Raw genomic sequence first — 23,794 nt, forward strand, 5'->3', positions numbered from 1 at the left:
CGGTCGAGCGGGCCGGTCAGTCCTCGCCCTCGAGGTCCCCCTCCGTCTCCAGGTACACCTGCCGCAACTGCTCCAGCACCGCCGGGTCGGGCTTCGCCCACATCCCGCGCGACTGCGCCTCCAGCAGTCGCTCGGCGATGCCGTGCAGCGCCCACGGGTTGGCCTGCTGGAGGAACTCGCGGTTCGTCGGGTCCAGGACGTAGGTCTCGGTGAGCTTGTCGTACATCCAGTCGGCGACCACGCCGGTGGTGGCGTCGTAGCCGAACAGGTAGTCCACGGTGGCGGCGAGCTCGAAGGCGCCCTTGTAACCGTGGCGGCGCATCGCCTCGATCCACTTGGGGTTCACGACCCGGGCGCGGAAGACGCGGGAGGTCTCCTCGACGAGCGTGCGCGTGCGGACCGTCTCGGGGCGGGTGGAGTCGCCGATGTACGCCTCGGGTGCGGTGCCCCGCAGGGCGCGGACGGTGGCGACCATGCCGCCGTGGTACTGGAAGTAGTCGTCGGAGTCGGCGATGTCGTGCTCGCGCGTGTCGGTGTTCTTCGCGGCCACCGCGATCCGCTTGTACGCCGTCTCCATCTCGTCGCGGGCCGGACGACCGTCCAGTTCGCGGCCGTAGGCGTAACCGCCCCACACCGTGTAGACCTCGGCGAGGTCGGCGTCGGTGCGCCAGTCGCGGGAGTCGATCAGCTGGAGCAGGCCGGCGCCGTAGGTGCCGGGGCGGGAGCCGAAGATACGGGTGGTGGCCCGGCGCTCGTCGCCGTGCTCCGCCAGGTCGGCCCGGACGTGCGCGCGCACGTGGTTGACCTCGGCCGGCTCGTCGAGCGAGGCCGCGAGGCGGACGGCGTCGTCCAGCAGCCCGATGGTGTGCGGGAAGGCGTCCCGGAAGAAGCCCGAGATGCGCAGGGTGACGTCGATGCGCGGGCGGCCCAGCTCCTCGTGCGGGACGGCCTCCACACCGGTCACCCGGCGCGAGGCGTCGTCCCAGACGGGGCGGACGCCGAGCAGCGCCAGGGCCTCGGCCACGTCGTCGCCCGCGGTGCGCATGGCGCTCGTGCCCCACAGGGACAGCCCGACGGACGTCGGCCACTCGCCGTTGTCGGTGCGGTAGCGCTCCAGGAGCGAGTCGGCGAGGGCCTGGCCGGTCTCCCAGGCGAGCCGGGAGGGGACGGCCTTGGGGTCGACGGAGTAGAAGTTGCGGCCGGTCGGCAGGACGTTGACCAGACCGCGCAGCGGCGAGCCGGAGGGACCCGCCGGCACGAATCCGCCGGCCAGCGCGTGCACGGCGTGGTCGAGTTCGGCGGTGGTGCCGGCCAGCCGCGGGACGACCTCGCGGGCGGCGAACTCCAGCACGGCGGCGACCTGTTCGCCGTGCTCGGCCGGGACGGCGGCCGGGTTCCAGTCCGCGTCCTCCATCGCCTGGACGAGGGCCCGGGCCCGGGCCTCCGCCTCGTCGGCCGTGGTGCGGGTCGCGGCGGACTCGTCGAGGCCGAGTGCCTCGCGCAGGCCGGGCAGGGCGGTGGCGCCGCCCCAGATCTGGCGGGCGCGCAGGATCGCGAGGACGAGGTTGACGCGGTCGCCGCCGGCCGGCGGGTTGCCGAGGACGTGCAGGCCGTCGCGGATCTGGGCGTCCTTGACCTCGCAGAGCCAGCCGTCGACGTGCAGCAGGAAGTCGTCGAAGCCGTCGTCGTCGGGACGGTCGGCGAGGCCGAGGTCGTGGTCGAGCTTGGCGGCCTGGATGAGGGTCCAGATCTGGGCGCGGATCGCCGGCAGCTTCGCCGGGTCCATGGATGCGATCTGGGCGTACTCGTCGAGGAGTTGCTCGAGCCGCGCGATGTCGCCGTAGGAGTCGGCGCGGGCCATCGGCGGGACGAGGTGGTCGACGAGGGTGGCGTGCGCGCGGCGCTTGGCCTGGGTGCCCTCGCCCGGGTCGTTGACCAGGAAGGGGTAGACCAGGGGCAGGTCGCCGAGAGCGGCGTCGGGGCCGCAGGCGGCGGACAGGCCGGCGTTCTTGCCGGGCAGCCACTCCAGGTTGCCGTGCTTGCCGAGGTGGATCATCGCGTCGGCGCCGAAGCCGCCGTCCTCGGTCCGCGCGGCGATCCAGCGGTAGGCGGCCAGGTAGTGGTGCGAGGGCGGCAGGTCCGGGTCGTGGTAGATGGCGATCGGGTTCTCGCCGAAGCCGCGCGGGGGCTGGATGAGGATCAGCAGGTTCCCGAAGCGCAGGGCGGCGAGGACGATGTCGCCCTGCGGGTTGCGGCTGCGGTCGACGAACATCTCGCCGGGCGGCGGGCCCCAGTGCTCCTCGACGGACGTGCGCAGCTCCTCGGGCAGCGCGGCGAACCAGCGGCGGTAGTCCGCCGCCGGGATCCGCACCGGGTTGCGCGCCAGCTGCTCCTCGGTGAGCCAGTCCTGGTCGTGGCCGCCCGCCTCGATGAGCGCCCGGATCAGCTCGTCGCCGTCGCCGGAGGCCAGCCCCGGCACCTCGGCGTCCGTCCCGAAGTCGTAGCCCTCCTCGCGCAGTCGGCGCAGCAGCGCGACGGCACTGGCGGGGGTGTCCAGTCCGACCGCGTTGCCGATGCGGGAGTGCTTGGTGGGATAGGCGGAGAGGACGAGCGCGAGACGCTTGTCGGCCGGCGGGATGTGGCGCAGCCGGGCATGGCGTACGGCGATGCCGGCGACACGGGCCGCCCGTTCGGGGTCGGCGACGTAGGCGGGCAGTCCGTCGGCGTCGATCTCCTTGAAGGAGAACGGGACGGTGATCAGCCGGCCGTCGAACTCCGGGACGGCGATCTGTCCGGCCGCGTCCAGCGGGGAGACGCCTTCGTCGCTCGTCTCCCAGTCGCTCCGTGAGGAGGTCAGGCACAGTGCCTGAAGGATCGGGACGTCCAGGGAGGTCAGCGCGCCCGCGTCCCAGGACTCGTCGTCGCCGCCCGCCGAGGCCTCCGCGGGGCGGGTGCCGCCCGCGGCGAGCACCGTGGCGACGATCGCGTCGGCGGCCCGCAGTTCCTCGATCAGTTCCGGCTCGGGGGCGCGCAGGGAGGCGACGTACAGCGGGAGCGCCCGGGCGCCGGACGCCTCGACGGCGTCGCACAGGGCGTGCACGAAGGCGGTGTTGCCGCTCATGTGATGGGCCCGGTAGTACAGCACGGCGATCGTCGGGACCCCGGGGGCGTCGGCCCGCGCCGGCCGCTCCAGCGGACCCCAGGTGGGGGCGGACGCCGGGGCGTCGAAACCGTGGCCGGTGAGCAGGACCGTGTCGGAGAGGAAACGGGCGAGCTGCTCCAGGTTGGCCGGGCCGCCGTGGGCGAGATAGGCGTGGGCCTCGGCGGCGATGCCGACGGGAACCGTGGAGGCGGCCATCAGCTGGGCGTCGGGGGCCTGTTCACCGGTCAGGACGACGACCGGGCGGCCGTCGGCGAGCAGCAGGTCGAGGCCGTCCTGCCAGGCGCGCACCCCGCCGAGGAGGCGTACGACGACGAGGTCGGCGCCGTCGAGGAGCGCGGGAAGGTCGTCGAGGACCAGCCGGGCCGGGTTGGCGAAGCGGTACGGGACCGGGCCGGCTGCGGCACGGGCGCTCAGCAGGTCGGTGTCGGACGTCGACAGCAGAAGGATCATGGGGCGTCGGCCTTCCTCGGGGTGTCCGCGCCCCGGGCGGTGTCGGACGGCGGGAGTTCCTGACTCGCCCGGCTTCTGAGGGCCGGGCTCACAGTGGCGGGACCGCGCCGGATTCGCACCGGGCTTCCTCCCCTGTCGCCGTCGTGGCGTCGGCGGACCGGATGATCCACCGCAGAGCATAGTAAGGGGCGGGGGAAGAGGGCACAGGCATACCTCCCAGGTGGACGTGGGTATGCTCGCCGCCATGTCCTCGGCTGACCTCCGTCCAACATCCCAGGCCACAGCGGTCTCACGGGACCGCGGTGACGCCTGCCCCGGGGCGTTGCGACTGCACGCGGCGGACGACGGGGCGTTGGCCCGGGTCCGGGTGCCCGGCGGGGTGCTGAGCGTCCGTCAGACCGAAGCGCTGGGCGAGGCCGCCGGGCGGCTGGGCGACGGGGAGATCCATCTGACCTCGCGCGGCAACGTGCAGTTGCGGGGCCTCGCGGACGGCTGCGGCGCGGAGCTCGCCGTCCTGCTGGACGCGGCCGGACTGCTGCCCTCCCCCGGGCACGAGCGGGTGCGCAACATCGTCGCCTCGCCGTTGTCCGGCCTGGACGGACGCGGCCTGCACGACGTCCGGCCCTGGCTGTCGGATCTCGACGCGGCGCTGTGCGGGAGCGGACCGGCGCGGGAGCTGTCGGGCCGGTTCCTGTTCGCCCTGGACGACGGGCGCGGGGACGTCGCCGGGCTCGGCGCCGACGTGACGCTGCGGGCCACCGGCGACGGCGGCGCGGTGCTCGATCCGGCTGCGGTGCGGGTGTCCGCGCAGGACGCGCCGCGGGCCGCGCTGCTGGCGGCCGAGACGTTCCTGGAAGCCGTACGGGAGTCCGGCGGCGGAGTCTGGCGGGTGGCCGAACTCGTTCTGTCCGGAGGCGAGTTGGCGGAGCGGGTGCGTCACCGTCTGGACGCCGAGGGCATCGGCCGGTCGCCCGTGACGGAAGTCGCCGCCGCCGCGGTCGCACAGGGGCCCCCGCCCGGTGTCGTCGGCGACGCCCTGTCCGCGCACGTGCCGCTCGGGCGGCTCTCCGCCCGCCAGTGGCGGGAGTTGACGCGGGTCGCCGGGACCGAGCTGCGGCTGACCCCGTGGCGCGGAGTCGTCGTCCCGGTGCCGGACCAGGCCCCACGGCAGCGGGCCGAGTCGCTCGTGCGGCTCGCCGCGGCCGGTCTCATCACCGATCCGGCCTCGCCCTGGCCGCGGGTCGGCGCGTGCGTCGGACGGCCGGGGTGTGGCAAATCCCACGCCGACGTCCGGGCCGACGCGGCCGACACTGTCGACGCGGCCGGCGCCTGCCCCCTCCCGCTGTACTGGTCCGGCTGCGAACGGCGCTGCGGACACCCCCACGGCGACCGGATCGACGTGGTCGCCTCCGCCGACGGCGGCTACCGGCTGTCCGCGGTGCGGTCGGGCCGTCCGACGCGCACCGCACCGATGACCGACACCGACCACCTCGCCGCCGCCCTGGCGGCGATCACCTCATGAGCCGTACCACCATCGAGAGCAGCGAGACGAACACCGTGAGCAGCTACGACTACGAGAAGGACGGAGCGGCCATCTACCGCCGGTCCTTCGCCACCATCCGCGCGGAGTCCGACCTCGAAGGACTGCCCGCCGACGTCAGCCAGGTCGCGGTCCGGATGATCCACGCCTGCGGGATGGTCGACCTCGTACACGACCTGGCGTACACGCCGTCCGTCGTGGCCCGCGCCCGCGAGGCCCTGCGGGCCGGCGCGCCGATCTTCACCGACGTGCAGATGGTGGCCAGCGGGGTGACCCGACGTCGGCTGCCCGCCGCCAACGACGTGCTGTGCACGCTGTCCGACCCGAGCGTGCCGGAGCTGGCGGCGCGGCAGGGCACCACGCGCACCGCCGCCGCGCTGGAGCTGTGGCGGGACCGGCTCGAGGGCTCGGTGGTCGCCGTCGGCAACGCGCCCACCGCCCTCTTCCGGCTGCTGGAGATGATCGAGGAGGGCGCGCCCCGGCCCGCCGCCGTGATCGGCGCGCCGGTCGGGTTCATCGGCGCGGCCGAGTCCAAGGACGCCCTGGCGGCGAACACGCTCGGCCTGGAGTACCTGGTGGTGCGCGGACGCCGTGGCGGCAGCGCCATCGCGGCCGCCGCGCTCAACGCGATCGCGAGCGAGGAAGAATGAGCGGCAAGCTGTACGGCGTCGGGCTCGGCCCCGGCGACCCGTCCCTGATGACCGTACGGGCCGTCGAGGTGATCGGCGAGGCGGACGTGATCGCGTATCACAGCGCGCGGCACGGCCGGTCCATCGCCCGCTCGATCGCGGCGAAGCACCTGCGCGCCGACCACGTCGAGGAGCGGCTGGTCTACCCGGTCACCACGGAGACCACCGACCACCCGGGCGGCTACCAGGGCGCCATGGACGAGTTCTACGCCGAGGCGGCCGCCCGGCTGGCCGTGCATCTCGACGCGGGTCGCACGGTCGCGGTGCTCGCCGAGGGCGATCCGCTGTTCTACGGCTCCTACATGCACATGCACAAGCGGCTCGCCGACCGTTACGAGACCGAGGTCGTCCCCGGTGTCACGTCGGTGTCCGCCGCCGCCGCCCGGCTGGGCGCCCCGCTCGCCGAGGGCGAGGAGGTGCTGACGGTGCTGCCGGGCACGCTGCCCGAGGAAGAGCTCACCGCGCGGCTCGCCGCCACCGACGTGGCCGTCGTGATGAAGCTCGGCCGCACCTTCCCCAAGGTGCGGCGCGCCCTGGAGGCCGCGGGACGGCTGGACGAGGCGCGGTACGTGGAGCGGGCCACGATGAGCGGGGAGCGGACCGGCGAACTGGCCGACGTGGACCCGGAGTCGGTGCCCTACTTCTCGGTGGCCGTGCTGCCCAGCCGGGTCGACGCCGAGCGTCCCGTGCGGCCCCTCGGGGACGTCGTGGTGGTCGGCACCGGCCCCGCCGGCCCGTTGTGGCTGACGCCCGAGACCCGGGCCGCGCTGGCCGCCGCCGACGATCTGGTGGGCTACACCACGTACCTCGACCGGGTGCCCGTGCGGCCCGGACAGCTGCGGCACGGCAGCGACAACCGGGTGGAGTCCGAACGCGCCGAGTTCGCGCTGCAGCTGGCGCAGCGCGGGCGGCGGGTGGCCGTCGTCTCCGGCGGCGACCCGGGGGTGTTCGCGATGGCGACCGCCGTCCTGGAGGCCGCCTCGCAGCCCGAGTACGCGGACGTGCCGGTGCGGGTGCTGCCGGGGGTGACCGCCGCCAACGCAGCCGCCGCCCGCGCGGGCGCCCCGCTCGGCCACGATTACGCCACCATCTCCCTCTCCGACCGGCTCAAGCCGTGGGAGGTGATCGCCGATCGGCTGCGCGCGGCGGCCTCGGCGGACCTGGTGCTGGCCCTGTACAACCCGGGCTCGCACAGCCGCACCTGGCAGGTGGGCAAGGCGCGCGAGCTGCTGCTGGAGCACCGGGCGCCGGACACCCCGGTGGTGGTCGCGCGCGACGTCGGCGGCCCCGGCGAGCGGGTGCGGATCGTGCGGCTGGCCGATCTGGACCCCGCCGTGGTCGACATGCGGACGATCCTGCTGGTGGGCTCCTCACAGACCCGGGCCGTGCGGCGGGGGGACGGCGAGCAGATCGTCTGGACCCCCCGCCGGTACCCCGAGGCGTGAGCGTGGGCGGCGCCGGGCGACCGGCGCCGCCGCGGCCGTCAGGGGCGGGGACGCCACCCTGCGCGGACGTCGGCGGCACAGGCGTGAGCAGGGCAGCCGGCACGGGCGGGGACGCCACCAGCACGGGCGCCGGGGACGAGGACGCCACCCGCACGGACGGCAACGGCGAGGACGCCTCCCACACGGACGGCACGGGCTCGGGCGTGAGGCCAAGGCATCAGGGGCCGGGTCCCCTCCCGTGTGGACGGCAGGGGCGGGACGTGAGAACGGCGGGACGTCAGGGGCGGGCGGCGAGGCGCTCCGCCACCCAGCGGGCCGCCTGCTCGGGTTCCTCCACCTCGGGCACGCCCTCGGGGACGGCCGGCCGCCGGACCACGACCACGGGCAGCCCGGCCTCACGGGCCGCGGTCAGCTTCGGCGCGGTCGCCGCTCCTCCGCTGTCCTTCGTCACCACGACGTCGATGCGGTGGCGGCGCAGCAGCTCACGCTCCCCGTCCAGGCTGAAGGGGCCGCGGTCGAGCAGGATCTCGCAGTGCGGCGGGCGCGGGGCCTCGGGCGCGTCGACGGACCGCACGAGGAACCACGGTCCGTCCAGGGCGGCGAACGCGGGCAGGCCCATCCGTCCCGTGGTGAGGAACACGCGGCGGCCGAGCGCGGGCAGCAGCCGCGCCGCGTGCTCCAGGGAGTCGGCCTCGTGCCAGCGGTCGCCCTCGACGGGGACCCAGCCGGGGCGGCGCAGGGCGAGCAGGGGAACATGGGCGGTGGCGGCGGACCGTGCCGCGTGGAAGCTGATGGTCCCGGCGAAGGGGTGGGTGGCGTCGATGAGCGCGTCGACGGCCCGCTCGCGCAACCAGGCCGTCAGCCCTTCGGTCCCGCCGAAGCCACCGACGCGGACCTCGCCCGGCGGCAGCCGGGGACTGGCCACCCGTCCGGCCAGGGAGCTGGTCAGCTCCAGGCCGGGCGTGCCGTGCAGCAACTCGGCGAGGCGGCGGGCCTCCGTGGTTCCGCCGAGAATCAGTACGTGCACGAGAGTCCGGATCCGATCATGAGCAGTGACGTGGCAGGCGCGGGCGACCCGAAGGGCGGCCGCGGCGCACAACTCAAGCACACCGGGCTGCGGCCGGGCTGGACGACCGGCGCCTGTGCGACGGCGGCCACCACGGCCGCCTACACCGCCCTGCTGACCGGCGGGTTCCCCGACCCGGTGACGATCACGCTGCCGAAGGGGCAGACGCCGGCGTTCGCCCTGGCGGCCGAGGAGCTGACGGACGAGCACGCCATGGCCGGGATCGTGAAGGACGCCGGCGACGATCCGGACGTCACGCACGGGGCGCTGGTCCGGGCCACGGTGCGGTTGCTGCCGGCCGGTTCCGGGGTGGTGTTCCGGGCGGGGCCCGGCGTGGGCACGGTCACCCTTGCCGGCCTGCCCCTGCCGGTCGGGGAGCCCGCCGTCAACCCGGTCCCGCGCCAGATGATGCGCGACCACGTGGCCGAGGTGGCGGCCCGGCACGGCGGTGCCGGGGACGTCGAGATCACCCTCTCCGTCGACCACGGCGAGGAGATCGCCCGCTCCACCTGGAACCCGCGTCTGGGCATCCTCGGCGGGCTGTCCATCCTCGGCACGACCGGGATCGTCGTGCCGTACTCCTGCTCGGCGTGGATCGACTCCATCCGGCGGGGCGTGGACGTGGCCCGGGCTGCGGGCCGCACGCATGTCGCCGGGTGCACGGGGTCGACGTCGGAGCGGACGGTCCTCGCCGAGTACCGGCTGCCCGAGGACGCCCTGCTCGACATGGGCGACTTCGCCGGCGCGGTCCTGAAGTACGTGCGCCGCCATCCCGTGGACCGTCTGACGATCTGCGGCGGCTTCGCCAAGCTCTCCAAGCTCGCCGCGGGCCACCTCGACCTGCACTCGGCCCGTTCCCAGGTCGACAAGGGCTTCCTCGCCGAGCTGGCCCGAAGGGGCGGCGCGGGCCCGGCGCTCGCCGCGGAGGTGGCCGGCGCCAACACGGGGCTCGCAGCGCTCCAGCTGTGCGCCGCGGCCGGGGTCCCGCTCGGCGACCTCGTGGCGACGACCGCCCGCGACGAGGCGCTGGGCGTGCTGCGCGGGGCCCCGGTCGCGGTCGACGTCATCTGCATCGACCGCGCGGGGACGGTCGTGGGCCGCAGCGCGGTGGCCGGACCGTAGCCACACTGCCCGCCGCTCCCTGCCCCCTGCCCCCCTGCTCGCGACCCGCCGCAGCCGAGCCGCGCGCCGTTCGTCCCGTGAGGGTGTGACCGACGCGTGCCGGCCCTGCGCCGCTGTGCGCCGTCGGGCGCGGGCGTTCAGCAGATGTGGCGGTCGCGGTCCGGGGAGTAGAGGTGGCTGTCGCGGAACTGCTCCGCTCCCAGCGTCCGGCCGACCATGATGACGGCCGTGCGCAGCACCCCGGCCTCCTTCACCTTGCCGGCGATCTCGTCGAGCGTGCCACGGATGATCAGCTCCTCGGGGCGGGAGGCGTAGGCGACGACGGCGGCGGGGCAGTCGGCGCCGTAGTGCGGAAGGAGCTCGCCGACGACCCGGTCCACGTAACGGGCCGCGAGGTGCAGCACGATCAGCGCGCCGCTGCGGCCGAGGGTGGCCAGGTCCTCGCCCTCGGGCATGGCGGTGGCCCGGTGGGCGATCCGGGTGAGGATGACGGTCTGGCCGACGGTCGGCACGGTCAGCTCGCGCTTGAGGGCGGCGGCCGCGGCGGCGAAGGCGGGCACGCCGGGGACGACCTCGTAGGGCACGCCGGCCGCGTCGAGGCGCCGCATCTGCTCGGCGACGGCGCTGAACACCGACGGGTCGCCGGAGTGCAGCCGCGCCACGTCGTGCCCCTCCTCGTGGGCGCGCACCAGCTCGGCGGTGATCCGGTCGAGATCCAGCTGGGCGGTGTCCACCAGCCGTGCGTCCGGCGGGCATTCGGCGAGCAGCTCGCGCGGGACCAGACTGCCCGCGTACAGACAGACCCGGCAGGCGGCGAGCGTGCGCGCGCCGCGCACCGTGATCAGGTCGGCGGCGCCGGGCCCGGCGCCGATGAAGTACACGGTCATCGGTCTTCTCCCGCAGAGGTGTCGAGGGTCTTGTGGACGGCCCACTGGGTCACCGGCATCGCCTGCCGCCAGCCGGTGAAGGCGCCGACGGGGACGGCGTGCGCCACCGCCAGCCGCACCAGCTCGCCTCCGTGACGACGACGGGCCTCGGCGAGCAGCGCCTCCGACTCCATCGTCACGGTGTTGGCGACCAGTCGCCCGCCGGCCGGCAGCGCCTCCCAGCAGACGTCGAGGAGGCCGGGCGCGGTGAGACCGCCGCCGACGAACACCGCGTCGGGCGGCGGGAGTTCGGCGAGGGCCGCGGGCGCCGCGCCGGTGACCACGCGCAGTCCGGGCACCCCGAGCCGGTCGGCGTTGCGGGCGATGCGCGCGGCCCGCGCCGGGTCCCGCTCGACGGTGACCGCACGGCACGAGGGATGCGTGCGCATCCACTCGATCGCGATGGAGCCCGAGCCGCCGCCGACGTCCCAGAGCAGCTCACCAGGGGCAGGGGCGAGTGCGCCGAGCGTGGCCGCGCGGACGTGCCGCTTGGTGAGCTGCCCGTCGTGCTCGTACGCCTCGTCCGGCAGCCCGGGGCCCGCGCCGAGCCGCAGCGCGTGCGGGGCGCGGCGGCACTCGACGGCGACGATGTTGAGCGGGTCGCCGAGCGGTCCGTCGGCGGGCCAGTCGTCGGCGGTGCGCGGCGCGGTCATGTGCTCCCGCGCACCGCCGAGTTGCTCCAGGACGCGCATCGGGCTGGGCCCGAAACCCCGGTCGCGCAGCAGGGCGGCGATCTGAGCGGGGGCGCCGGCGTCCGCGCCGAGGACGAGGAGCCGCCGGCCGCTGTGCAGGGCGCCGGCGAGGCGGGCCGCAGGGCGGCCGACGAGCGTGACGACCTCGGCGTCCTCGAGCGGCCAGCCGAGCCGGGCGGCGGCGAGGGAGACCGACGAGGGGTGCGGCAGCACGTGCAGTCGCGCGGGGCCGAGTTCCTCGGCGAGGGCGCGTCCGATGCCGTGGAACATGGGGTCCCCGCTGGCCAGGACGGCGATCCGGCGGCCGGCGTGCGTGGCGAGGAGGCCGGGGACCGCGGGTCGCAGCGGCGAGGGCCAGGGGACGCGCAGGCCGGCGCAGTCGGGCGGCAGGAGGTCCAGCTGACGCGGACCCCCGATCAGGACCTCGGCCGCGCCCAACGCGGCGCGGGAGGCCTCCGGGAGACCCGCCCAGCCGTCTGCTCCGATCCCGACGACGGTGACGGCGGCGGTGACGGCGGGCGACGGTCCTGGTCGTGCGGGGGTCACTGCGCGCTACCTCGGTGTTCGTGGACGGCTCGGGACGACAGGGGCGCACTCTACTGGGCGGTGGCCTGCGCGTTCCCGCCCGGGTGCCCCCGCCCGCCTCCTGCCGCGCGGCCGCGGCGGTGCGGCTCGCCACCACCATGCGGGAGGCCGCCGTCGGTGACCGTGCTGATCCAGCACGGAATCGACGGCTGGCCCCGGACGTTCGCCGTCACCGGCGGACTTGCCCGACCTCCGTGCTCGGAGCAGCCGCCCTCACTGGAGTCGAATCAGGAGCCGAGACGACCGCAGTCGAACGCGTCGATTCCGCTATGGACTTGACGCCGCCGTGCGCGGTGAGTCCACCGTCGACCGGGATCTCGGCCCCGGTGATGAAGGAGGAGTCGTCGGACAGGAGGAAGACCACGAGCGGGGCGACCTCGTGCACGGTTCCGGTGCGGCCGAGCGGAGTCTCGCGGACGTTCGCCTCACGGAAGGCGGACGCGGCGGAGGCGGTCATCTCGGTCTCGATGAAGCCGGGGTGGATCGTGTTGACGCGGATGCCGCGCGGGCCGAGTTCCGTGACGGCCGCCTTCGACAGGCCGCGCAGCGCCCATTTGCTCGTCGTGTAGGCGACCGGGGAGTGGCCGGTGAGCGCGGCGACGGAGCCGACGTTCACGATGGACGAGCCGGGCGGCATGAGGGGTGTCAGGTGCTGGATGGCGAGGAGTGGGCCGGTGACGTTGACGGCGTGGACGCGGGCGATGTCGTCGGGGGTCACCTCGTCGAGGCGGGCGCGCCAGGTGATGCCCGCGTTGTTCACCAGGCCGTGCACCTGGCCGTACGACTCCCGCAGTTCAGCGGCCAGCTGTGCCCACTGCTCCTCGTCGGTGACGTCGAGGCGGCGGCAGCCGGGCGCCGGAGTGGCGTCGGTGGCGATGACCCGGGCTCCCTCGCGGGTCAGGGCCTCGGCCTCGGCGGCGCCCTGGCCACGCGCGGCACCGGTCACGACGACGACCCTGCCGAGGAGCCTCCCGGGGCGCCCGTCGTTCACGGCCGCTCCCGGGTGCGCCGGCGGGCGGTCGGCAGCGACACCGGGTTCCTGCCCGCGATCACGGTGTTGGAGACGGCGCCGATGCCCTCCACGGTGAGCGTGACGGTGTCGCCCGGCTTCAGCGGAGGCGGGGACTGCTCGCCCCGGACGCCCCACAGCTCGGCGAGGCAGCCGCCGTTGCCGCAGGTGCCCGAGCCGAGCACGTCGCCGGGGCGGACGACGGCGCCGCGTGAGGCGTAGGCGACCATCTCCTCGAAGGTCCAGCTCATGTTGGACAGCAGGTCCTCGCCGACGACCTCGCCGTTCACCGAGGCGGTCAGCGCGAGGCGCAGAAACCCGTCGGCGTCGCGGTACGGCTCCAGTTCGTCGGCGGTGACCAGGTACGGGCCGAGGGTGGCGGCCGTGTCCTTGCCCTTGCACGGGCCGAGGCGGACCTGCATCTCGCGGGACTGCAGGTCGCGGGCCGACCAGTCGTTGAAGATCGTGTACCCGATGATGTGGTTCCGTGCCTGCTCCGGCGTCAGGTCCCGCCCCTCCCGGCCGATGACGGCGGCGACCTCCAGCTCGAAGTCGAGGACTTCGCTGCCCGGCGGCACCGGGACGTCGTCGTGGGCGCCGATGACGGCGTACGGGTTGGTGAAGTAGAACGTCGGGGCGTCGTACCAGGCTTCGGGTACGCCGCCGACGCCGTCCACGGAACGCCGTACCCCTTCGACGTGTTCCTCGAAGGTGACGAAGTCCCGCACGGTGGGCGGTTGGAGCGGCGGAAGGAGCCGCACCTGCGAGACATGGGGGCCCGGCGGGACGTCGAGCGTGGCGGCGCCGGCGCGCAGGAGGGCGTCGAGTCCGTCGCCGGAGCCGATCAGCTCCGTGAGCGAGCGCGCCCCGGCGACCGGGCGGAGGGCGCCGTCCTCCTGCACGACGGCGACCCGGCGCCGGTGTCGGTGTTCATAGGTGGCGAAACGCATGCAGGGCTCCAGGTTCCGACGGTGTTCGAAGGGATCAGACCGGCGGGGCGACGAACACGCCGCGGTCGACGTCGTTGAAGGACTCCTTGGCGACCAGCTCGTTCATGGGGTTGGCGGTGCCCCACTGGTCGGTGACCTCGGGCTGGGAGAAGTCGTAGACGTGGGGGTGCCAGGCGTCCTCGTCCAGCAGCTCCAACTCCGTCGTGTACTCGACGGTGTTGCCGTGCGGGTCGAGGAAGTACGTGAAGGTGTTGTCGCCCGCCACGTGCCGGCCGGGGCCCCATACCTTCTGGACGCCGGCCCGCATCACCCGGCCGGAGCCGCGCATGTACTCGTCCAGGCCGCGCATCTCGAAGGAGACGTGGTGCAGGGAGGTGTGCGGGCCCTTGGCGATGGCCATGGAGTGGTGCTGGTTGCTGATCCGCATGAAGTGCATGACGTCGCCGACGTACGGCGAGCTGAGCGTGTCGGAGTGGCGGAAGCCGAGGTGACGCTCGTACCACTCACGGGTCCGGTCGAGGTCCGGTGAGTTCAGCACGACGTGGGACAGCTTGACCGGGATGGACTCCTTCTCCTCGATCCTGCGGTGCTGCCGCACGTCCACGTCGGCGGAGACCTCGATGGTGCGGCCGTCGATGTCGAAGAAGCGGAAGCCGTAGCCGCCTCCGGGGGTGTCCACCCTGCCCGGCCGGGAGATCAACTGGACGCCGCCCGCGAGCAGTCGCTCGGCCAGGGCGTCCACGTCCGCCGCGCTCCCGGCGCCGTAGGAGACCAGGTCGAGGCGCTTCTCCTCGGCCTTGCGCAGGCGTACGACGTACTGTTCGGGGCTGCCCTCGGCGGCGAGGAAGGAGATGCCGGAGTCCTCGGCGACCTTGGTCAGGCCCCAGACGCCGGCGTAGAAGTCGAGCTGCTTGTCGTAGTCGGGCACGGCGAGGTCGACGTGCCGCAGATGCGTCAGCAGGCGTGCGCTCATGGTGGGGGTTCCTTCTCTGTGAGGTTCAGGTCAGGCGCAGCAGGGCCGCCGCGTTCCCGCCGCGGACGGCGTGGAAGTCGGCGTCGGGAAGGCGTGCGGCGCGCAGTGCGCCGACGGGGTCCTCGGTGCCCATGTCGAAGGGGAAGTCGGAGCCGAGCAGCACACGGTCCGCGCCGGCCGCGCCGGTCAGCGCCCGCAGCACGTGCGGATCGTGGACGAGGGAGTCGAAGTACAGGCGCTCGAGGTAGCTGCTGGGCAGGTGCGCGCAGCCGGCGCCCGCGTCGGACCGGGCGGACCAGGCGTGGTCGGAGCGGCCGATGTGGGTGGGCAGGTAGCCGCCGCCGTGCGCGGCGATCAGCTTCAGCTCCGGGTGCCGGTCCAGGACCCCGGAGAAGATCAGGTGCGAGAGGGCGACGGCGTTCTCGGTGGGCTGGCCGACCGTGTTCGACAGGTACCACTGGTCGAGGCGTTCGTCGAGCGTGCAGCCGAAGGGGTGCAGGAAGAGGATCGCGCCGGTCGCCGCGGCCCGCGACCACAAGGGCTCGTACGCCGGGTCGGACAGTTCCCGTCCGGGGGCGTGGCTGGAGATCTCCACGCCAAGCAACCCCTGTTCCAGGGCGTGGTCGAGTGCGCGCACCGCCTGTCGCGGGTGCTGGAGGGGGACCAGGCCGAGCCCGCGCAGCCGGTCGGGAGCCTGGGCGCAGTGTGCGGCCGTGGCCTCGGCTGCGAGCCGCCAGACTTTCTCGGCCGTCTCCTCGTCCGCCCAGTAGTGGTAGTGCGACGGCGAAGGGCTGACCAACTGCACGTCCACGCCCTGCGCGTCCATCGCGGCCAGCCGTAGGCGCACATCGGTGGCCCGGGGGAGGACGGCGCGGACCATGGGGCCGCTGACCGCGAGGGACGCGGGGCCGTTGCGGCGGGCCTCGAGGTCCCTGGCCTCGGCCAGTTTGGGCAGGCCGGCCACGAAGGCCTCGACCTCGGGGATCAGGATGTGGGCGTGTACGTCGACGGTCGGGGAGGGGCGCGCGTCGGCGTTCGAGGGGCGGTGGTCGGGCTGAGGACGCCTCGCCGTGGCGGGCGGAGGGTGGGCCGTCACGGCAGCTCCCTGAGCACGGTCATGGTGGCGCCCATCAGGCCGGGCACGTCTCCGGGGACGCCGTCGAGCTGCCACTGCCCGATCTGCACGGACGCGTCGACGACCATCCGGACGCGGTCGATCCGCCGCTCGTGGTAGCGCGTGAACAGCTCCGTGTCCCAGGCGGATCCGCCGGTCAGCAGCTGGGAGAGCACCGAGGCGTCCTCCAGGGCCATCGCCGCGCCCTGGGCCATCGTGGGCGGGCAGCAGTGCGCGGCGTCGCCGACGAGGACGACCCGGCCCCGGTGCCAGGACCCCTCGACCAGCATCCGGTCGAACCAGGTGTAGTTCACCTGGGCCGGGTCGGTGATCGAGTCGCGGATCTCGTGCCAGGCGCCGCCGTAGCCCTCGGCGAGGCGGCGCATCTCCCGCGCGTAGGACTCGGGCGGGATGGCGGTGCGGTCGCGGCTGGGCTCCACCAGGTAGGCGTAGACGGTGTCCTTGCCGGTGGGCGTGTAGCCGGCGATGTAGCAGGGCCCGCCGTGGGAGAGGTCGCTGCGTTCCACGCCTGCAGGGCGGGGGGCGGGGACACGCCAGATGGCCATGCCGGTCGGCTCGGGTGCGACGTCGATGCCGATGGCCCCGCGGGTCGCGGAGTGCAGGCCGTCGGCGGCCACGACGAGGTCGTAGCGGCCCTCGGCGCCGTCGCTGAACCGGACGGTCACCGCTGAGTCGTCGTCGGTGAGGATCTCGGCGGTGGTGCCGAGCCGGACGTTCGCGCCGGACGCCCGGACGGCGTCGACGAGGATGCGCTGGAGCACCGGGCGCTGCATGCCCAAGGTGGCGGGGAGGTCGTCTCCGCCGGTGCGCAGGACCTCGCCGACGTGCAGCACGGTGCCGTCAGGCGTCGTCAACCCCAGGGAATCGAAGGCGAAGCCGTGCTCGCGGACCTCGTCCCAGACGCCGATCTCGCGCAGCACGCGCAGGGCGTTGCCCTGAAGGGTGATGCCGGAGCCGCGTACGTTCCAGTCCGGCCTGGCCTCGACGAGATCGACGTCGATGCCGGCCCGCCGCAGCAGCACGGTGACCGCGTTGCCGGCGGTGCCCCCTCCGACGACCAGGACTCTCGGTCTCCGCGTCGTTCTCTCCATGGCCGACTCCTTCGTTGGGCGGGTCACTTGACGGCGATCGGGTTGACCGGGGAGCCGACCGCTCCGGTGATGGGCAGGGGTGCGGCGGTGAGCCAGAACTCGTACACGCCGTCACGGGCGCAGTCCTCGGCGAGAGCGTCGGGGTCCCACATCTCGCCGATCAGCAGGCCCATGTTGGGGATGGCCACCTGGTGGAGCGGCTGGAAGGCGTCGTCGAACTCGTTCGGCCGCACCTCGAAGCCCCAGGTGTCGGTGGCGATCGCGGCGATCTCGCTCGTGTGCAGCCAGCCGGCCGTGGTGAAGGACAGCCCGGGTGAGTCGCCGCCCGCGTAGTCGCCCCAGCCTTCGCGGCGGGCGCGCGCCAGCCGCCCGGTCCGGACGACGACGATGTCACCGCGTCCGACGGCCACACCGTGCGCCCGGGCCGTCGCGGTCAGGTGCTCCGCGGTGATCGCGAACCCGTCGGGCAGTTCTCCGCGTTCGTCGCCGATCACCCGGCCGACGTCGAGGAGGACGCCGCGTCCGGCGACGTGCGGGGCCATGTGCTCGACGCCGGTGACCAGGTCGCCTTCGGAGGTGACGACCTTCGCGGCGTCCCGCCCGTTCCACGCCTTGCCGTGGTCGAAGATGTGCCCGAGTCCGTCCCACTGGGTGGAGCACTGCAGGGGCATCGCGATCACGTCGTCGGCGCCGCCGATGCCGTGCGGGAAGCCCTGGTTGCCCAGCGCCGCGTCCGTTCCCGTGTCCAGCATGGTGTGCACGGGGTTGGTGCGGCGGCGCCAGCCCTTCTGCGGCCCGTTCATGTCGAACCGCTGCGACAGCGAGAAGCCGACGCCCCGGCGGACCAGTGCCGCGCCTTCGCGGCGCTTGGCCTCGTCGAGGAAGTTCAGTGTGCCGAGGACGTCGTCCGCGCCCCACCGCCCCCAGTTGGAGTACGCCTTGGCCGCCTCGGCGATCGCCCCCTCGGGATCGCGCCGGTCCGCTCTCATGACGTCTCCCGGACGCACCGCGTGCGCTGCACGCCGAGACCGGTGATCGAACCCTCCATGACGTCGCCGTCGCGCAGCAGCCGGCCCCAGTGCATGCCGTTGCCGGCCGGGCTGCCGGTGAGCACCAGGTCGCCGGGCAGGAGGCGGGCGGTCCGGGAGATGTACGACACCAGCCGCGCGATGCCGAAGAGCATGTCCTCGGTGGACTCGTCCTGCATGGTCTCGCCGTTGAGCTTCAGGGTGACCCGCAGGTCACCCGGGTCGGTGATCGACCCGGCGGGCACGATCCACGGGCCGAGCGGGGTGAAACCGGGAGCGTTCTTGCAGCGCAGCCAGTCGGTGCCGATCGCCTTCATGTCCCGGCGGAAGACGGTGGCGCGGTCGGTGAGGTCGTTGGCGATGGTGTAGCCGGCGACGTACCCCAGGGCCTCCTCGACCGTCACCCGGTGGGCGGGCCTGGCGATGACGGCCGCCAACTCCAGCTCCCAGTCGGGCTGTTCGGCCCACTCCGGAAGTACGACGTCGTCGAAGGGTCCGGTGATCGCGCTCGGCAGACCGGTGAACACGTACGGCAGGTCCTCGGCCGCCCGCCGGTCCATGACCGCGGCGATCTCCGCGCGCGCCTCCTCCACGGTGCGGGGGTCGTCGGCGGCCCGATGGGCGACCTCCAGGTCGATCACATGCTGCCGGTAGTTGGCGCCGGACTGGAAGACCTGGCGGGGCTCGACCGGCGCGTGCGCCCGCAGTTGCTCCAACGGTCGCCAGCCGGCCGTCTCGTCGGCCGCGAGCTCGTGCAGGCGGGGGAGCATCTCGTCCCAGCGCTCGAGGATCCCCCGGGTCGTCGGGGCCGGCTCTCCGAGAGCCGTGCGAAGATCCAGCACGCGGCCCCCGGGGATCAGGAGACCGGGGAAAGACACCTGGTCAGGGCCGGAGAAGACGCCAAGGGCGAAGGGTCCGGAGAAGGACGCGGAAGCGGCTGCGGGTTTCACGGGAATGTCCTCCAGATTGCGGTGGGACCAATCTGACCCCCACGCCGTAATCTGGGAAATAGATTCTTGAGATGTTGATCATCTGTTCGGTAAATGCCGCCGCGAGCGGCCTCGCTCTGGAGGCGTCGTGTCCCTCTCCGGCCTCGACCTCAATCTCGTCCTGTCCCTGCAGGCCCTGCTGGAGGAACGCAACGTCACCCGCGCCGGACAGCGCGTCGGGCTCAGTCAGCCGGCCATGAGCGCGGCCCTGGCCCGCCTGCGCCGCCACTTCGACGACGATCTGCTCTCGCGCGTCGGCAGGCAGTACGAACTGACCGCCCTCGGCCGCGCTCTGCTGGACCGCACCTCGACCGCCTGCGACCTGCTGGAACGGGTCTTCAGCAGCAGGGCCGACTTCGCCCCGGGCAGCGAGGAGTACGAGTTCACCCTGCTCACCTCCGACTACGCACTCGCCGTGTTCGGCGCCGAGCTCGCCCGGACCGTGCACGCCGAGGCCCCTGGGGTACGGCTGCGCTTCCAGCGGCCGCCCGTCGACGTCACGGAGGACACCGCACCGCTGCTCAGCACGGCCGACGGGCTTCTGATGCCGCGCGGCATCATCAGCGGTTTCCCCGCCGCCGACCTGTTCAGCGACCGCTGGGCCTTCCTGGTGGCCGAGACGAACGACGAGGTCGGCGACCAGCTGACGATGGACGACCTGGCACGGCTGCCCTGGGTCATCTACCAGCGCGCCCACGACGCCCCGGCCGCCCGGCAGCTGAGCATGCTCGGCGTCGAACCCCGCGTGGAGATCTTCGTCGACAGCTTCCAGGCGCTGCCCTTCCTGGTCGCAGGCACCCGCCGGATCGCTCTGGTGCAGCAGCGTCTGGCCGAACTGCTGCGCGGCGTGGCCGCCGTACGCCTCATGGAACCGCCCTACGGTGCGGTCCCTCTCCAGGAGGCACTGTGGTGGCACCCGGTGCACACCCACGACGCGGCCCACATCTGGCTGCGCGAGACCGCGGCCCGGGTGGGCGCGGAGCTGGCCCCGTCCGCACCCGGCCGTCCCGCCGCCGGCTCACCGAGCTGACGGCGGTCCTGCATCCAGGCCCTGGATGATCCGCATCTCCGATATCGATCGGACGAGGGCTAGGCATGACCGGTCGGCTGGTCCATAGTCGTCTCAACCCGGCGCCGGAGCCGCACCGCCACCGCGGCCGGGACCGCGCAGGCGCCCGGCGAGCCGGCCCGCCCTGACGCCCGGCAGTCACCGGCGCCCCGCTCCGAGGCCGCCACGGGTACCGGCCGGCCCGACCACGACGGCCGCACCACCCCGTTCGTTCCCTCCCGACACGCCACGTGGAGTTCCCGCATGCCTGCACCCGTGTCCCCGCTCCCGTCCCCGCCGTCCGCTGCGGTCACCGACGACCGGCCCGAGCAGACCGTGTCCGGCCCCGGCCACCGGCTTCGCCTCACGCTGCTGATGGCCGGCGCCTGTCTGCCCATCCTGGGCGCGGTGCTCATCGCTCCCATCCTGCCGCAGATGCAGGACCACTTCGCGGACGTGGCGGGCGCCGACGCCCTCGTCCCCATGGCGCTGACGATCCCCGCCCTGTCCCTGGCCCTGCTGGCCCCCTTCGCCGGCGTCCTCGTGGACCGGCTCGGCCGTAAACGCCTCCTCGTCGTCGCGACCGTGGTGTACGCGATCCTCGGCACCGCTCCCCTGTGGCTGGACTCGCTCGTCGCCGTCGTCGCAAGCCGCGCTCTCGTCGGCGTCGCCGAAGCCGCCATCATGACCTGCTGCACCACCCTGCTCGGCGACTACTACGCGGGCCGGCAACGCGACCGCTATCTCGCGATGCAGACGATGTGCGCCTCGATCTCCGCGACGGCCTTCTTCGTCCTGGGCGGTGCGGCCGGATCGGCCGGCTGGCGCGCGCCGTTCTGGGCCTATGCCGTGAGCCTGCTGCTCGCCCCCGCCATGGCCGCCTTCCTCCCGCAGCCCCGGCCGGACGCCCACGCGAAGGAGCCCTCCCCCGCCGCCCCGGTACCGATGGCCGAGCGGCCCTTCCCCTGGCGTCCGCTGGCCGGCACATGCGCGCTGACCGTGTTCGGCGCCGTCCTCTTCTACACCGTCCAGGTGGAGATGGCGTACCTCCTGGACGACATGGGCGTGAGCGACTCCGCCGTGATCGGACTGGCCAGCGCCGGCTCCAGCGCCGCGATCGTGATCGGCGCGGTCGTCTTCACCAGGTCCGGCCGCAGCCCGCAGGACTGGCTGCCCACCGCCTTCGGCCTGTGCACCCTCGGCTTCGCGGTGATCTGGCTCGCTCCCGGCCCCGTCGTGCTGACCCTCGGCGCCGTGATCAACTGCCTCGGCGGCGGCATCATGCTGCCGAGCCTGCTGACCCTCGCCATGTCCAAGCTCGACTTCGCCGACCGCGGCCGCGGCACCGGACTGTGGACGGGCTCCTTCTTCCTCGGCCAGTTCATCTGCCCGCTCGTGGTGCTCGCCCTCGCCTCCGCCGTCGGCACCAGGGCGAACGCCCTCGGCGTCCTCGCCCTGGTCGGGGTCGCCGCCACCGCCGCACTCGGCGTCGCCGCCCGGCGACGCCGGACGGGAGCCGTCCCAGTGCCGGTCCGGCAGACGGCGGGCTGATCCGACGCGGCTCCGATCCAGCCCGAAAGCCCCCCGTCGCGACCGGCATCGCGGACCTCCCCGCGATGCTGCCCCCTCCACTCCACCGGAGAGCCGTGCTGACCCTGATCGCCGCCGTCCGCCGCAAGCCCGGCATGACGCACCAAGCGTTCCTGCACCACCTCCAGCATGTGCACGGACCTCTGTCGGCCGCGAACCCTCTTCACATTCGCCGCTATGTGCAGAACCACGTGTTCGACGCGTCCTTCGGCAGCGACGGGGACCCTGCGCACCTCACCGAGTTCGGCCGGGACTCCGTCACCGAGCTGCACTTCGACAGCGTGGAGGAGCTGGCCGCCACGATGTCCGACCCGTACTCGCGCGAGGTGATCGGCCCCGACGGCGCCCACTTCAACGACCTGCCCAGCGCCCTGGCCCTGCTGACCCGCCCCGTGGTGCTCGCGCCCCCACCGGCATCGGGCGGCGACGAGAGGCCCGTGAAGGTGCTGCACTTCCTCCACAGGTCGCAAGGAGTCACCCCGGACGACTTCGCCGAGCGGTGGCGGGCCGCCCATGAGGAGGTGCTCGCCGAAGAGGCGCCGCGGGTGCAGGCGTTGCGTGGACATGTTCAGCACCTGCAGGCCCCGGGGGCCGAGAAGGCGCTGCGCCACTTCGGCGGCGGAGGCGAACCCGCGTACGCGGGAGTCGCCGTCCTGTACTACGACTCTCCGGACGAAGCCCTGACCCACTTCCCTTCGTACGAGCGTTCCCTGCGGGAGCGGTCCGCACCGAGCGGCGGCTTCTACGACCCGTCCCGCTCGTTCGTCCTCTACAGCCGCGAGGTGACCGTCTTCTGAGCCGCCCGCCAGGCTCCCCGCGACAAGGCATCGCTGCGACCGGCCCCGCGCATCCGCCGACGCGTCATACCCGGCTCAGGACCAGGCTGTCACCGGCACGAAGGAGCTGTCCTGCCGGAAGAGGTCCGTGCCGTCGGACTGCTCCACGCGCAGTTCGTAGTTGTAGTGGCGCAGGTAGTTGCCGGGGTAGTTGTACGACTCGAAGCGGACCGAGCCGGCGGCCGTGCCGGTGCGGGCGATGAAGGTGGCGTCCCGCGCGAAGGTGGACGTGCCGTCGTTGGCGTCGAAGCGGCCGCGGAAGGAGTAGTGGCGCAGGTACTTGCCGGCCGCGTCACGGAACGAGTAGGCGTTGGCGTCGGCGAGTCCGGCGACGACGGTGAAGGTGGCCGCCTGCTTCTCGGCGGCGGTGCTGGAAGCGGTCACCACGGGGAGGTTCAGCAGGGCGGACTGCTCCTGCCAGTAGCGGGTCGTGTAGTTGCCCGAACGCAGGGAGCGCGTGGCGTTCTTGGTCAGGGTGGGGCCACCGGTCACCGTCTCCTTGACGACCGTGAAGTGGCGCGCCGTGCCCGAGATGCCGGGCAGCGCCTTGGGGGCGCTCCAGGTCGCGAAGGAGTCGTAGCTGTCGCTGTAGTAGTACTTGTGGTCGCCGTAGCCGTCGAAGAAGATCCGCCAGGCGCCGTTGTCGAGCTGGATGACGGTCGGTCCCTCGCGGTAACTGCCCCAGCCGGCCCAGTCGCCGGTCTTCTTGATCGTGTAGGGGCCGGCGAGGTTGGACGCCGTCGCGTACTCGATGTACTTCGCCGTCTCGTTCTTGGTGAACGCGTGGTAGGTCGAGCCGGTCTTCACGATGTACGTGTCGATGTGATTGGCGCCGATGCCGGACAGGGCGACCGGTGAACTCCAGGCAGTGAGACTTGAGTTGGTGGCCTTGAGGAGGTACGGCGTGAAGATCCACTCGTCGTTCGTCGTCGAACAGGACACGATGACGTTGACGCTGCCGTCGCTGTCGACGAAGAACTCCGGCGCCCAGGCGCGGGAGAGGTTGGCGATCGGGACCGTGTAGTCGTACAGGAAAGACCAGTTGACCCGGTCGGAGCTGCGGGCGAAGCCGATGGTGGTGCTGGCGTCCTGCCAGGTGTGGGTGGTGTAGGTGATGTAGTAGTAGCCGTTGGTGTGCTTGAAGACGCTCGCGTCGCGGATGCGGTTGGCGGGCGGGGTGTACGCGGAGGCCTGCACCAGCCGGAAGTCGGTGGCGTCGTCGGACTGGTAGACGTTCACCGTCCCGTCGTCGCTGTCGAGGAACGGCACGATGGTGTAGCGGGTGGCCGATCCGGCGGCGGGCGCGGCGGCGAGGGCCGTGCCGAGCAGGCCGGGGGCCTCGCCGAGCACGAACGCGGCGGCGGGCAGGACGGCCATCGCGCGCAGCAGGGCACGGCGGGACGGGGCGGGGTGACGTGTCGTCATGGTGCGGCTCTCCTACGGCTCAGGGTTCGACATCCCGAACAA

19 protein-coding genes and 1 riboswitch are annotated in these 23,794 nt (G+C 73.4%); of the genes, 7 read left to right on the forward strand and 12 right to left on the reverse strand.

Annotation, left to right across the window (positions count from 1 at the left end; genetic code table 11):
* Positions 1 to 16 precede the first annotated feature (16 nt).
* The gene (cobN, locus tag OHS82_RS06950; RefSeq protein WP_328433505.1) at positions 17 to 3,613 is read right to left on the reverse strand and encodes a cobaltochelatase subunit CobN; all 3,597 of its coding nucleotides are present in this window, start codon (positions 3,611 to 3,613) and stop codon (positions 17 to 19) included.
* A gap of 34 nt (positions 3,614 to 3,647) precedes the next feature.
* A riboswitch (cobalamin riboswitch) is annotated at positions 3,648 to 3,799 on the reverse strand.
* A 46-nt stretch (positions 3,800 to 3,845) separates the two neighbouring features.
* Here cobN and cobG point away from each other — a divergent pair.
* Genes cobG through OHS82_RS06965 form a run of 3 tightly spaced genes read left to right on the forward strand, consistent with a single transcriptional unit; the run spans position 3,846 to position 7,287 of the window.
* Entirely contained in the window at positions 3,846 to 5,135 is a 1,290-nt protein-coding gene (gene cobG, locus OHS82_RS06955; protein ID WP_443061829.1) for a precorrin-3B synthase, read from the forward strand.
* Complete coding sequence (locus OHS82_RS06960) at positions 5,132 to 5,803, forward strand: precorrin-8X methylmutase (protein WP_199863846.1); 672 nt, start codon at positions 5,132 to 5,134, stop codon at positions 5,801 to 5,803. The genes cobG and OHS82_RS06960 overlap by 4 nt, the downstream gene beginning before the upstream one ends.
* Positions 5,800 to 7,287: a precorrin-2 C(20)-methyltransferase gene (locus OHS82_RS06965; protein ID WP_328433507.1), complete on the forward strand. Its 1,488-nt coding sequence runs from the start codon at positions 5,800 to 5,802 to the stop codon at positions 7,285 to 7,287. The genes OHS82_RS06960 and OHS82_RS06965 overlap by 4 nt, the downstream gene beginning before the upstream one ends.
* A gap of 277 nt (positions 7,288 to 7,564) precedes the next feature.
* Here the strand turns inward: OHS82_RS06965 and OHS82_RS06970 are convergent, their stop codons facing one another.
* Positions 7,565 to 8,314, reverse strand: coding sequence for a cobalt-precorrin-6A reductase (locus OHS82_RS06970; protein ID WP_328433508.1), 750 nt, complete (start codon positions 8,312 to 8,314; stop codon positions 7,565 to 7,567).
* An 18-nt stretch (positions 8,315 to 8,332) separates the two neighbouring features.
* Here OHS82_RS06970 and OHS82_RS06975 point away from each other — a divergent pair, with 18 nt between their 5' ends.
* Positions 8,333 to 9,475, forward strand: coding sequence for a cobalt-precorrin-5B (C(1))-methyltransferase (locus OHS82_RS06975; RefSeq protein ID WP_057581095.1), 1,143 nt, complete (start codon positions 8,333 to 8,335; stop codon positions 9,473 to 9,475).
* A 137-nt stretch (positions 9,476 to 9,612) separates the two neighbouring features.
* On the opposite strand, the gene cobM is transcribed toward OHS82_RS06975, so the two are convergent.
* The 9 genes from cobM to OHS82_RS07020 all read right to left on the reverse strand — a co-directional run bounded on the left by cobM (position 9,613) and on the right by OHS82_RS07020 (position 18,814).
* Positions 9,613 to 10,362: a precorrin-4 C(11)-methyltransferase gene (gene cobM / locus OHS82_RS06980; RefSeq protein WP_057580998.1), complete on the reverse strand. Its 750-nt coding sequence runs from the start codon at positions 10,360 to 10,362 to the stop codon at positions 9,613 to 9,615.
* Positions 10,359 to 11,639 carry a precorrin-6y C5,15-methyltransferase (decarboxylating) subunit CbiE gene (gene cbiE, locus OHS82_RS06985; RefSeq protein ID WP_328433509.1) on the reverse strand — a complete coding sequence of 427 codons (1,281 nt, stop codon included), beginning with the start codon at positions 11,637 to 11,639 and terminating at the stop codon, positions 10,359 to 10,361. The genes cobM and cbiE overlap by 4 nt, the downstream gene beginning before the upstream one ends.
* Before the next feature lie 208 nt (positions 11,640 to 11,847).
* The gene (locus OHS82_RS06990; RefSeq protein ID WP_328433510.1) at positions 11,848 to 12,669 is read right to left on the reverse strand and encodes an SDR family NAD(P)-dependent oxidoreductase; all 822 of its coding nucleotides are present in this window, start codon (positions 12,667 to 12,669) and stop codon (positions 11,848 to 11,850) included.
* Positions 12,666 to 13,637, reverse strand: coding sequence for a fumarylacetoacetate hydrolase family protein (locus tag OHS82_RS06995; RefSeq protein WP_057581001.1), 972 nt, complete (start codon positions 13,635 to 13,637; stop codon positions 12,666 to 12,668). Before OHS82_RS06995 ends, OHS82_RS06990 begins: the two co-directional genes overlap by 4 nt.
* A gap of 34 nt (positions 13,638 to 13,671) precedes the next feature.
* Complete coding sequence (locus OHS82_RS07000; RefSeq protein ID WP_328433511.1) at positions 13,672 to 14,610, reverse strand: VOC family protein; 939 nt, start codon at positions 14,608 to 14,610, stop codon at positions 13,672 to 13,674.
* Positions 14,611 to 14,635: 25 nt separating this feature from the next.
* A complete protein-coding gene (locus OHS82_RS07005) occupies positions 14,636 to 15,706 on the reverse strand; it encodes an amidohydrolase family protein (RefSeq protein ID WP_328433512.1) in 1,071 nt (356 codons plus the stop codon).
* Entirely contained in the window at positions 15,703 to 16,836 is a 1,134-nt protein-coding gene (locus OHS82_RS07010; protein WP_328433513.1) for an FAD-dependent oxidoreductase, read from the reverse strand. Before OHS82_RS07010 ends, OHS82_RS07005 begins: the two co-directional genes overlap by 4 nt.
* 23 nt (positions 16,837 to 16,859) lie before the next feature.
* Positions 16,860 to 17,825, reverse strand: a complete 966-nt coding sequence (locus OHS82_RS07015; protein WP_057581003.1) for a cyclase family protein — start codon at positions 17,823 to 17,825, stop codon at positions 16,860 to 16,862.
* Positions 17,822 to 18,814, reverse strand: coding sequence for a fumarylacetoacetate hydrolase family protein (locus OHS82_RS07020; protein WP_057581004.1), 993 nt, complete (start codon positions 18,812 to 18,814; stop codon positions 17,822 to 17,824). Before OHS82_RS07020 ends, OHS82_RS07015 begins: the two co-directional genes overlap by 4 nt.
* Before the next feature lie 127 nt (positions 18,815 to 18,941).
* Here OHS82_RS07020 and OHS82_RS07025 point away from each other — a divergent pair, with 127 nt between their 5' ends.
* The 3 genes from OHS82_RS07025 to OHS82_RS07035 all read left to right on the forward strand — a co-directional run bounded on the left by OHS82_RS07025 (position 18,942) and on the right by OHS82_RS07035 (position 22,288).
* A complete protein-coding gene (locus OHS82_RS07025) occupies positions 18,942 to 19,883 on the forward strand; it encodes a LysR family transcriptional regulator (RefSeq protein ID WP_057581005.1) in 942 nt (313 codons plus the stop codon).
* Positions 19,884 to 20,165: 282 nt separating this feature from the next.
* Complete coding sequence (locus tag OHS82_RS07030) at positions 20,166 to 21,452, forward strand: MFS transporter (protein WP_328433514.1); 1,287 nt, start codon at positions 20,166 to 20,168, stop codon at positions 21,450 to 21,452.
* 95 nt (positions 21,453 to 21,547) lie between these two features.
* A complete protein-coding gene (locus OHS82_RS07035; RefSeq protein WP_328433515.1) occupies positions 21,548 to 22,288 on the forward strand; it encodes an EthD domain-containing protein in 741 nt (246 codons plus the stop codon).
* Between the two features lie 75 nt (positions 22,289 to 22,363).
* On the opposite strand, the gene OHS82_RS07040 is transcribed toward OHS82_RS07035, so the two are convergent.
* Positions 22,364 to 23,752, reverse strand: coding sequence for a glycoside hydrolase family 43 protein (locus tag OHS82_RS07040; RefSeq protein WP_328433516.1), 1,389 nt, complete (start codon positions 23,750 to 23,752; stop codon positions 22,364 to 22,366).
* Positions 23,753 to 23,794 lie beyond the last annotated feature (42 nt).

Source organism: Streptomyces sp. NBC_00425 (genome assembly GCF_036030735.1).
GTDB lineage: Bacteria > Actinomycetota > Actinomycetes > Streptomycetales > Streptomycetaceae > Streptomyces.